The organism is Verrucomicrobiales bacterium, assembly GCA_016793885.1.
Taxonomy (GTDB): Bacteria; Verrucomicrobiota; Verrucomicrobiia; order Limisphaerales; family UBA11320; genus UBA11320.
In genome coordinates this window covers 1-10608 of the sequence record JAEUHE010000062.1, presented here as the reverse complement: position 1 = coordinate 10608, position 10608 = coordinate 1, and the positions used below count along the sequence as shown (strand labels likewise).

At 53.0% G+C, this 10608-nt stretch carries 9 protein-coding genes and 1 tRNA gene; 5 read left to right on the top strand and 5 right to left on the bottom strand.

Annotation, left to right across the window (positions count from 1 at the left end; genetic code table 11):
• The first annotated feature begins 249 nt into the window (after positions 1 to 249).
• The 5 genes from JNN07_08010 (at position 250) to JNN07_07990 (ending at position 4362) form a co-directional block, all read left to right on the top strand.
• Positions 250 to 323 (top strand) — tRNA-Gly (locus tag JNN07_08010).
• Positions 324 to 502: 179 nt separating this feature from the next.
• The gene (locus JNN07_08005) at positions 503 to 1120 is read left to right on the top strand and encodes a hypothetical protein (GenBank protein MBL9167670.1); all 618 of its coding nucleotides are present in this window, start codon (positions 503 to 505) and stop codon (positions 1118 to 1120) included.
• Entirely contained in the window at positions 1117 to 2085 is a 969-nt protein-coding gene (locus JNN07_08000; protein MBL9167669.1) for a hypothetical protein, read from the top strand. The genes JNN07_08005 and JNN07_08000 overlap by 4 nt, the downstream gene beginning before the upstream one ends.
• 499 nt (positions 2086 to 2584) lie before the next feature.
• Positions 2585 to 3733: an AAA family ATPase gene (locus JNN07_07995; GenBank protein MBL9167668.1), complete on the top strand. Its 1149-nt coding sequence runs from the start codon at positions 2585 to 2587 to the stop codon at positions 3731 to 3733.
• A 17-nt stretch (positions 3734 to 3750) separates the two neighbouring features.
• A complete protein-coding gene (locus JNN07_07990; protein MBL9167667.1) occupies positions 3751 to 4362 on the top strand; it encodes a hypothetical protein in 612 nt (203 codons plus the stop codon).
• A gap of 930 nt (positions 4363 to 5292) precedes the next feature.
• Here the strand turns inward: JNN07_07990 and JNN07_07985 are convergent.
• The 5 genes from JNN07_07985 to JNN07_07965 form a co-directional block, all read right to left on the bottom strand.
• Positions 5293 to 6354, bottom strand: a complete 1062-nt coding sequence (locus tag JNN07_07985) for an AAA family ATPase (protein MBL9167666.1) — start codon at positions 6352 to 6354, stop codon at positions 5293 to 5295.
• Complete coding sequence (locus tag JNN07_07980) at positions 6351 to 7373, bottom strand: SGNH/GDSL hydrolase family protein (protein ID MBL9167665.1); 1023 nt, start codon at positions 7371 to 7373, stop codon at positions 6351 to 6353. Before JNN07_07980 ends, JNN07_07985 begins: the two co-directional genes overlap by 4 nt.
• A 731-nt stretch (positions 7374 to 8104) precedes the next feature.
• On the bottom strand, positions 8105 to 8656 hold the full coding sequence (locus JNN07_07975; protein MBL9167664.1) for a hypothetical protein: 552 nt from the start codon (positions 8654 to 8656) through the stop codon (positions 8105 to 8107).
• Between the two features lie 8 nt (positions 8657 to 8664).
• Positions 8665 to 9720, bottom strand: coding sequence for a site-specific integrase (locus tag JNN07_07970; GenBank protein ID MBL9167663.1), 1056 nt, complete (start codon positions 9718 to 9720; stop codon positions 8665 to 8667).
• A gap of 417 nt (positions 9721 to 10137) precedes the next feature.
• The coding region (locus JNN07_07965) for a hypothetical protein (protein ID MBL9167662.1) at positions 10138 to 10608 on the bottom strand (471 nt) is incomplete at its 5' end.

The window sequence follows — 10608 nt, the reverse complement described above, 5'->3', positions numbered from 1 at the left end:
CGCAGTTGGCCTGGCACCGCCCCGCCCCGCGGGGCTGGGTCCTTCTCAGATTCTGGCTTCGTTACTCGCTCGTCACAGACCGCTGTGGGTATGCTCCTCTCTCGTGCCTCGCCAGAATGTTAGAATTCCTCCAGCAAAACCCGGATTGATTTTTCCACGGTCCCTGAGGGCAGGACGGCATCCGAAAACGGGGAAACATTCAGTTGCCAAGTGCGGCCGAACTTGTTAACACCAACGCGTCTTCAGGAAGCGGGTGTGGTTCAATGGTAGAATGTGAGCTTCCCAAGCTTGAGACGAGGGTTCGATTCCCTTCACCCGCTCCAAGTTGATTATCAAGGATTTGTGAAAATCATGCTAACGTGGGCTGCTAACAAATCCCTAGATTTCAATGAGGTTCCAGGATGTTCAAGGACGTAGGGGCGGGGGGGCACGCGAGCATGGAGGCTGAGATTCGGTCGACGGGTTTTTCAAACCAAAAAAACTATCCAAACTCGCATCACCTATGAGGCTTAAACCTTGGAGAGCGTATTACCTGATTGCCCTCGTGGTTTCTGGTTTGTTGGTCGGCCTCCTTCCCATCTTGCAGGCGGAGGAGCAATACTTCAGCACTGTCACCTCGAAAGGAGTTTCTAGCCCAGACCGTGTTGGCAGTACCACGAACACAATAGAACTTCTAGCCGGCCAAACCTTCATGATGGTTCAGGCATCCCAAGCGGGCCTCCCGAAAGAAGCCTCGCAGGGACTACAGCCACCTATCATCGAGGTTACTTTGGAGCGGGAAGGACGATTCTACCAGGTATGGCGCTGGACCGGGGGCTTGGATCGGTTTGGAGAAGGACTTTCGACATTCGCATTGGGCCCTTACGGGACGGTTTCCGGACCCGGCAGGCTTCACTTTATTGGGGCGGATACTCTATTTACCTACAAGATCATTCCCGGCCCCGACAATCCGCAGAAGACTTCCATTGTACTTCCAGGACCAGAGAATGCCATGAACGTGACGATGGAAGTTAGCACTGACCTTTCAAGCTGGGTGGCGACCACCAATGGATTGAAATCGGGTGAAGTTGCTCAGTTCTTTAGGATTCGGTTGCAGAAATCAAGTTTACCTCAACCATGAAAGCGACCCTAGCCCTCATTACTTTCCTCTGCGCCGCTAGCTGCAATGCAGCCGAGATCCGATGGACCGCTGCTCAGTCGCCGATTAACCTTGCCAAGACTTTCGAGATTCCTCCGAACGATACTCTAATCATTGAGGCCGGAGTCGTTGTGAACTCATCAAGCCAGTTTCTTGTGCCTTACGAGAATAGCAAGGTGGTGATCGTGGGAACCGAGCATAAGCCGGTTGTGTTTATCGGAGGCGGAATCGATGCCTATCGATCGGGTAACCAGATTCTCGTCCGGTATCTGATCATGACCAACGGATGGATCCAAAGTGGGAGGGATGCAGCGCGCTTCGAGGCGTATGACTGCACCTTCCAAGCTACCGCTTTTAGCACCCGGGGGAAAACCAATATCCTCATGCGTAACCGCTTCCTCGGGCAAGTCAACTGGGACATCGGCAACACCACTCTGGTGAATAACTTGTTTACTTTTCCACCAGGTGCTCCACCAGAGACAGTAATGTTTAATTGGCCCCCCGCTACCTCGCTGATTAGATACAATTCGTTTTTGGTAGGCAACATGACTGTGATCCGTTCTGGCACCTTCGATATTTCCCTGAATTACTGGACCACTACCAATAGCCAGGTCATAGAAGATCGGATTATCGATCGGAATGACACGTTCAACAGTCCGGGCTATGTCACGTTTACACCATTTCTAACAGCCCCAGACCCTGAGACACCAACTCTCCCAGACCAGCCAGCTCCACCGAAGGCTCCGGTCCTTGATGTTAAGAAATCCATCACCATCGAGTTTACCTCGGAGCCTTTGATCTTCTACGCGATTGAAGGATCCAATGACACAAAGGTCTGGAACGTCCTTCTAGGACAGATTCTTGGCGATGGCGGACGCATTTCGCGATCCCTTGAAGCCGAGGGAAGCTTTCTGTTCTATAGAATCCGAGCCAGTAGAGAACCTTGAGATGGATCTGGTTGAGTGAATAAGCGGGGACGTTCACCGCCGTTTGTTGTCCCACTGCTCAACCTTTTGTTGCCGATCCGACCACAAGCGGTTCAGATGTTTTCGAACCTGGGCGCACGCCTCTACAAGCTTTTGGTCCTCCTCCGTCCTGGGGTGTTTCAATCGCTTAAACGCATCTCTCAACTCCTTCGATAGAACATATATAGCGAACGATTTCTTGGGGGTTTTCATACGGACTCCTGCAGCAAAGAAAGCCGATGTCAGAGCAATCTAGCAACTCGGAAGTGTGGTGGAACCGCCCAAGCTTTCAACTGTCTGGGTAGGCGTTCATGAGTGAATATCCGAAAATGTGCGAGTAAACTGTTAAAAGCACCAGGCTATTGATATAAGTTCCGCCAAAGATGTTGCCGAAGGCTCCCTGCATGTGTTTGCTTTGTCTCCGGAGCGCTTTTGGTAGGCTCCCGCGAGCTTCGGCTAAATAAGGCATCGTAAGAAGAATATGAAATTGATCATCTCGTCTCTAAGAATCGAGAATTTCCGCTCCTTGAAACGGCTCGAACTTGAGAACCTGGCGAGGGTCAACCTGATAACGGGACGGAATAACACTGGGAAATCGTCTCTCCTAGAAGCGCTACGCATCATGGCCTCGGATGCCGCTCCTTCTATGCTTAACGCGATCGCCAGGAATCGAGAAGAGGACTACAGCGAGTCTGAAGACTCAACCAGAGGTGCAGAATCAGAAGGACTCCTACAGATAGGAAGTCTTTTCACGGGATTTCCCCAGGTAGCAGATATCCGTGAGCCCATCGTTTTGGAAGCCCCAGGAAATGACCGCGCGTTGGGGCTTTCGCTTTCGGTTAAATTTTTTACGGAGGAACGTCAGGAGGACGGAAGCAAGAAATTCGTTCCTCAACAGCCTGAGCTTTTCCCATCCGAAGGCCTGATGCCTCCGGATGGTTTGATTGCCGCCCTAGTTACGGAGCGGACCGGCCGGGCACGTCGGGTGATTCCGGTCGATCTTTTGAAACGGTCTTACCTTCGAAATCGGATTTGGCGCTTGGAGGTACCTGAGGAAGTAGGTCTTCCTTGCGCTTTTGTCAGTTCGTATGGAAACGAACGCACTTCAAACGTTGGTCACCTCTGGGACAAGATTGCTCTGTCGGACCTTGAGAACGACATCGTAGATGCTCTCCAGCTGATTTCGCCGGATATAATGGCGGTATCGATGGTGGGCGTCGAAGGTAATAGGACGCATAGAACCGCTATTGTTAAGTCCTCCCGTTTCCCGCGTCCGATCCCGCTTCGATCCTACGGAGACGGGCTCAATAGGCTATTTAGTATCGCGCTTTCATTGGTGAATGCTAAAGGTGGTCTGCTTCTCATTGATGAGTTCGAGAATGGTATGCACCATACTGTGCAGCTCGACGTCTGGAAGGCGATTTTTCGCTTGTCCACGGCTCTCAATATCCAGGTGTTCGCTACTACCCACAGCTGGGACGCCGTGAGGACTTTTCAGGAAGCTGCAGCAGCTGATCCCGAGGAAGGTTCGCTCATCCGGCTTGCGAGGTATGATGACATCATTGTCCCGACGATTTTCCGTGAGGACGAACTTGCCATCGTCACCCGTGAAAGCGTGGAGGTGCGATGAGAATGCAAAGCAAACATGTGCTGCTCGTCGAGGGCAAGGATGAAGTCAATGTTCTCGACGCCATTTGTGTGCGAAAAGGCATCACGACTCCCGCCATCAAGGAGCAACAAGGAATTGAGAGATTGCTGAATGTCCTGCCAGTTTTTCTAAAGGGAAGCGACATTGATTCCCTAGGCGTGATCATCGATTGCGATACCAGTACGGCTGCAAGTTGGGCGGCGTTGAAAGCTAGGCTGGAAGGGGCGGGATTCGATATGGTGCCGAACGAACCTGATTTGAGTGGAACAATTTTGCTACCCCCTCAACGATCCTATCTCCCTCGCGTAGGGGTATGGCTGATGCCCGACAATTCTTCCAAAGGGATTCTCGAAGATTTCCTGCGTTTCATGGTTCCGTCCGCGCGTTTGTGGGATTACGCGAAGTCCTGCCTGGTTGGCATCCCTAACGAGGAGGTTCGGTTCAGTGATCTGGATAGACCGAAAGCATTAATCCATACCTGGCTAGCTTGGCAGGAGGAGCCGGGTAGACCATTTGGGACGGCGATCAGGGCCAGGTTTCTAAATACGGATGTGCCTGAAGTCGATGTCTTCGCAAGTTGGCTGCGCCGCCTCTTTGACCCACAACGCTAGTTAGCCTGTACGCCAGATCCTCGGAAACGGCCTGACATTCTGCATCTTTTTATTCTAGCCACATTGTTCCCTGTATTTGTGAAGCCTCTCAGACTTATGGATGTTTCCGAAGCGTTAACCTCGGAGGAGAATAATCCGGCTCTCAAACAGAAATGGCGCACTTCCGGAATGCGAAGAGTTCGGTTGTTATGTTGGAAGCTTTATAGGCAAACACCCTTGGAAGAGCCGATCAATCGCAACAAGGAGGGCATTGTTGCAGCGGCTTGTAAAATCTCTTGGACAGAATACCTCGGCTTGAAAGCTCAGCATCCCGACTTGTGGCAAAGCTGGGCGCTCAAGAGGGAGAAAGCCAAGCTCCATGGCTGGCCACCTCAACCGCCTCAACTGAGAAGGTGGAGGAAGCAGGGTGCCCCGGCTAGAGCGCGTAGGCAGAAAGAGGCATTGGCGAAGGTTCCCGGAACGTATGGGCTAAACAAGGACATGAAGTTAATGGTTTGGGCTGCTAAGCAGTTGGGGTATTAACCCGTCTAGGAGGTAAAGTGCTACACCCAAAGCGCGCGGAAGTTGCAGGAATAGAAGGTTTCCCCTCACCTGGTTTGGCACTGCCTGCTAAACCCCTTTAATTTGCTCCGTGGTAAGGCCTAGGACGCGTCATGTCCTACCTGGGCTACTTTGGGTTGAGGTGGCGGTCAAAACGCCTCACAGCCTCACCTCCGGGAATCTCTTACGATTGCACCTCTGGAAACGAGGAAGCCTCGGAATCTGCCTTTCGTTTCCAAAGCCTTTTTTACGCTCGTTTCCAGGAGTATTGAAAAAGACCAACGATTGGAGGTTTTGAAACCCTGGAAACGGTTTCGTTTCCAGTTTCGTTTCCATTCGTTTCCCGTTTCCACGCCTAGGGAGGGAAACAAGAAACGAGGCGAAGCGTATTCAAGGGCAGGGGAGGTACTCGCGGGCCTCCTTCCGGATTAATCCTCGCTCGATCGCTTGCTTGGCCAATTTGCTAACCTGTCCCTTACTGACTCCCATCTCCACCGCTATGTCGCTTGCGCTGCTTAACCCGTCTCTAACCCATCCCACAAGTTGGTCTAGCGGGGAGACGATGGCACACCGGACTTCCACCTCGTCCAATGTTGGCTTTGTCGTAAACTCCCACTGGTAGCTTGGGCATGCTTCCTCGGTCCCGTTCCGATTCTTGATGAACTTGGAGACGAAACGAGCCCCGGTCTTAGGGGATGCTGCATCCGCCACCTCGCTAAGCTGGATGACCCAAAAAGCAGCATCCTCCCGGCGGGAGGTTCCACGCATTTGACCGTTTCTTCCGGCGTGGGCGACAATCACCACCGCAATCCGGTTCCGTCGCAGCGTTAGCAGCCAAGGGAGGACAAGCTCCCAAGCATCAGCATCATTCTCCTTAACGCCGGAGAACAGACAGCTGAGATTGTCCAGGATCAGGATCTCAACACCGTTGGCCTGACAATGCGCGAGAAGCGCCTGCTGAGTCGTTGGGTCGCTGAGATTAAGAACCCTTCCATGCTGGTGAAAGAAGGCTTCGTGCTGGAGGAATGTGAGATTCTCCGAGGGCAGGGAAGCAATTAACCTATCTCTCTCCAACATCGAATCGAGCGGCATCTCACCGTCAACGTAGAGGACTTTTTTGGTCCTGTGTACTGTCCAGAGCCCGCATGAACCGTGGCCATCCGCACACTTCCGAGCCATTAACATGCTGAGCCAGGTTTTGCCTAAGCCACGCGGCGCAAAAACAAATCCTAGGTCTCCCTCTCGGAACCACTCGCCAATGATTGGTTCACGCTTGGGGATTTCCAGTTGAGCGAGCGAGGTTGGATTCATAGCACTCTGGCCCATCATCCGCGTTAGTTCCTCCACTTCTCTTGCAGTGGACGGGTTGTGGTCAAGGCTGGGAAGGCCTTGTGCCAAACTAGCGATTCCGCTTTGGACAATTGCCAGTTGGGATGTCTCTTCCTTGATCATGGCAGGATCCTCCACAGCTCCGAGTCAGCTTTATAGTGGCGGGGGTGTAGGTCTCGAAAGTCATAGAGATCTTTCACAGGGGAATCGTCCCGCTTGGTATAAGCCCCAAAGTCGAAGAGATCGACCTTGGCCGCTCCCGCAGCCCTAAGTTGCTTCACCCATTTAGCGGCTCCATTGACCCCTTCTTTATCTGCATGAGGGAACAGCCGAATCCTCTTTCCTCGGAAGTATGGCAAGGCTTCTTCTGTGATATAAGGGCAAGCGCTTAGCATAGCGACGATAGCGCAACGCATGGAAGTGTTGGAGAAATGCTCGGCTTGTTCCCACTGAGCCAAATAGTGCGCTTCTAGAAAGTCAGGGATGCCCTCCACTAAGACGACTGTATCATGTTTCGCAGCTTCAAGAATCCCGACCGGCCATTGCTTCCATGTTCCAGCAATTCCATGGCTCTTTCTCTCTTCCAGGTGGAACGTTGCAGGGTAAGGCTTTTGATCTACTCTTCTCGCCTCTAAGACGTAATCGCTCTTGTCGGTCACGGCGTAGGACTCGTAGCCCCCGTAGGAGCCAAAGAGGAGAAGCCCCCGGGTAGTTGCCAGTTGAAGGCCTTCTAACGAGTAAGGTCTAGCTTTCGAGAGTCTTCCTAACTGTTCATCGGTTCCGATAGTCCATCCTTCCTTGGATGGCTTTTTCTCTCTGGGCAATGGCTGGTTGGCCACTGGGCTGGTTGGTCTGGCGGGCAGGGTAACCTTGGAAGCAGAATTCTCCAGGAGCCAGCCCCGAGGTTTGCCCACTTGCTTGGATTCAGCATCGCGAAGCTTGTGAATCAGATCGGCTTCGCTCCAGGGAGGAAGACACTTGGAATTCCATTGCTGAAGGATCGGGAGGGATTCCGTGATAGTGAGTCCGAAGCCCTGCACTAAAGAGATGGCAACGCTGTAGGTTTGATTGTGGCCACCGCTCCCGCTGATGGCAGGAGGTGTTGCTGCTAGGTAACGGGAAGCTCGTTCCTGAGGTGTCATCTATCACCCCCGATCTTCAATCCGAGAATTCTATCGTCTAGGCGGGGTTTGCTTGCAAGTTGGTAAGTCTGGCAATAGGGTAGGACATCACCCGTATCACCCCCGGCTTGCTTAACAGCGGTCGGGGCCTTTCTTTGTGTTGAGATGGTGCTCATATGCATCAAAAAGGCATTAGTTAACCGTCATTTCACAACCCTCCACGTATCGCAGGATGCTGTCCAAGTGAAAGAGTCTTACTCCCTTCATCCTTCCCGGTTCCCTAATGCTTACTGAACGAATTCGCCCATGGGTCGCTAACTCGTACAGCTTTGACCGTGTAAAGCCCGAGTAGTGTTCCGGTCCGCTCTTGGGTGCGCGGATCCAAATGGGAATTCCTTTATCTCGCTCCCGTTGAAGTTCACTTGCAGATGGCGATAGGGAGACTCGCTTGGGAGGTTCCGGAATCTTCCGCGCAAGAATTGAGGTTGTGATGTGTTCGCATTCGGTTTGATCGTTGCTCTCAACTACCGACTGCCAGTTGGTCTTTTGTGCTTTTGTCATGTGTTTGTTCAGCGAAGTCCAATGACTTCACGACACATGGATAGCATGTGGATAATCTGGCTTTTCGAAGAGCTAAGACCGCAAACTACATACTCCTCTCAGCAAAACACAGCGACCCTCCGGCATCTAACATCTAAGGGAAATTCATTCTACATGCCGCTGTAGGCATTACGCAGAATCGGCAGCTAGATTTAACTTCCAAATGTTTTTTTGGTGAGTTTTTTTTGAGGCGAAGTTTTGGGCGTGGGCCTGGCCCTTCGCTTACTCGCCTTCAAGAAAACGCCTCTATGCCAGTATTTAAAAAACAGGGCCTGCTCGTTTGCTTCCTGAAAACTATTCATGTCAGGCCATTTCGCATAGCCCTCGCTGATTTCGATCTCGGTTGGAGTTTCTCCCAGTCTTCTGGTTAGATCCCAACGAACATAGGCTTTTGCGATTCTAGCCAGTTCGGCGGTCCGTCCTTGGCACTGAGGAAGGACCCGTTTCAGAAAGTGGTCACGCTTTATGGGGGGACAGTCCTGACGCGGGAGGAAAACCGCGTCGCGTCGTGCGTCCTCCTCCTCCATTTCGCGGACTTCCTGCTCCCACATGTCTTCCTCCAGGCATTTCCGACACTTCCTCCACAGCGTCAAAGCCTCAGAAGCTATATCCTCTATTTCGTTTGCAGTTTTAGAGGCCTTCAACGTGGCGGCGAGGAGCGCTAACTCCTGCACTGTGGGTCTGTCTGGTAGCCTGTCTTCCATAGCATTTGTCAGCTAATCCGAGGCATCTTGTCCACGGCCCGGCGCAGCGTCTCAAGGTCATGGTGGGAGTAGGTCTTATGTGCCGACTGGGATGAATGTCCGGTAAGCTTCATCCGCAATTCAGGAGCAACGTCAGCATTGGCTAGGACAGAGGTGAAGCTGTGGCGAAGGGCGTGAAATGTTCTTCGGCAGATCTTGCGCTTGCCGCTACCGTCTACTTGCTGAAAGTCTACACCTGCCTTCTCCATGATGCGCTTGAAGCCTTCAGACAAGCCATGGCGTCCTCCTGGGCCCTTATTAGCCATTCCAGGCATGACGAACTTCTCTGCCTTGTCTGAGACGGCCAAGGTCTCCAGGTGGGTCAGCAGCTGAGGATGGATCGGCAGGAGAACCGTCTTGCCCGTCTTGGTTTGCTTGTAGGTGAGAAGTCCCTTGGCCAGATCAACCGATTCCCACTCCATCCGGCAGCAGTCTCCGAGCCTCGCCCCGGTGAAGTAGGCCAAGTAGATCATCGTTTTCCATTCCCCCTTGGCCGCATTAATTAGGATCTTTACCTCGGCAGGGGTGAAGGTTCCGCGCTCCACTGAATCCCTTTCCGGCAGCTCCACCGCCTCTGCTGGGTTCGTGGTGATCAATCCTTCTCGCCGTGCCCGGTTAAACGCGGTTCTCAGAATCTTGCCGTCCAGCTGAACGGTGGTGGGAGAGCATCCCGAATCCGTTCGCTTCGTGAGGAATGCTTGAATCTCTCTGGTGGTGACTGCTGAGAGCGGCTTCTTGGCTCGGTGTCCAAGGTGCTCGATGAACTCCTCCACGATCTGCTTGTAACGAACGCCGGTCGCAGTGGACTTGGTCGCCTCCTTGCCTTCAATCCAGGAGCGCAGCCATTCGCTCGTAATGCGGGTTCTAAGCGTTTCTCCGCCCCCGGCCCTCTCTAGGATACCCTTCAAGATGGCCGTCGCTTGGGCTTCAACCAGGGAACCGGCCCCAGCCAGCTTCTCGGTCCTTTCAATCTCCAGGGCGAAGGCCGTTGCAGCGCTTCGGTCGGTTAGCTTGGTGCTCTGCATCCTCAACCTTCCTGAGGAGTCTCTCCAAGCGGCGTGGTAATACTGGGAACCCGGTCTGCGATGGATACTGGCCATGCCTGCTAACGTATTGCTAACGTCCAGCGGTGTCAACGATGTCTGTATGTGACTATTTATTAAGGAATTGCACTGAGGCCTTACCTGGAATCTATACGAGGGTTCGATTCCCTTCACCCGCTCCACTGATAATCAACAACTTGCGAATTAGTGTAGCGCTAGTGTAGCAAATTTCAGTTGTACTACTCCTTCCGATTACCCCTATCCGCTGTTATTGCCAAATCAGCGACTTCTTGGGGCGAATCGTTTTTTGCGAGGCCGCAGCAGGCCATTTTCGACTCAAAACGCTGCCCTTCGAGATTTGGGTTTTGGCGGACGGGAACAACCTTTGACCGGAGGGAATCAAACGCGGATGGACAACCGCCGCGTGGGCCGAGCGGTGTCCTTGATGGCGTGATTTTCGGTTGCTATTTGAGCGGTTTCCTCGGGCAAGGCTGCTTCGACCTGACTCGACGCTTGGTTCTTCGTGAGGTCAAGCTTCTCGGTGATCTCGTTTTGCCGGCGCGTAAGTTCTTGATAACGCTCCTCGCGATCAAACGCGGCACCGACCTTGCCTTCGAGTTCCTTGGCTCGCTTCTGCGCGTCGGCAATCGTGCCTTCGAGCTTCACGCCGCGCTCCTCAAATCCTTGCACGGTTGATTCCAGTGAACGAATCGTGCCGAGCGCGGTATCGGTGACTTTGGCGGCGTAACTGTTTTTGCCGCGCACCACCAAATCCGGGTCGCCGATGAAACCGGAACGCAAAAACAAATCGAAGCCGGCGAACCGGCCCACGCGCACGTCATCTCCGCTGCGATTCTTCAGCTTCTCGGC

Bases quoted from the DNA above. Each gene is read 5' to 3' on its own strand.
- JNN07_07970 (MBL9167663.1), bottom strand. From the start codon at position 9,720: ATGCAGAGCACCAAGCTAACCGACCGAAGCGCTGCAACGGCCTTCGCC.
- JNN07_07995 (MBL9167668.1), top strand. From the start codon at position 2,585: ATGAAATTGATCATCTCGTCTCTAAGAATCGAGAATTTCCGCTCCTTG.
- JNN07_07980 (MBL9167665.1), bottom strand. From the start codon at position 7,373: ATGACACCTCAGGAACGAGCTTCCCGTTACCTAGCAGCAACACCTCCT.
- JNN07_08005 (MBL9167670.1), top strand. From the start codon at position 503: ATGAGGCTTAAACCTTGGAGAGCGTATTACCTGATTGCCCTCGTGGTT.
- JNN07_08000 (MBL9167669.1), top strand. From the start codon at position 1,117: ATGAAAGCGACCCTAGCCCTCATTACTTTCCTCTGCGCCGCTAGCTGC.
- JNN07_07975 (MBL9167664.1), bottom strand. From the start codon at position 8,656: ATGGAAGACAGGCTACCAGACAGACCCACAGTGCAGGAGTTAGCGCTC.
- JNN07_07985 (MBL9167666.1), bottom strand. From the start codon at position 6,354: ATGATCAAGGAAGAGACATCCCAACTGGCAATTGTCCAAAGCGGAATC.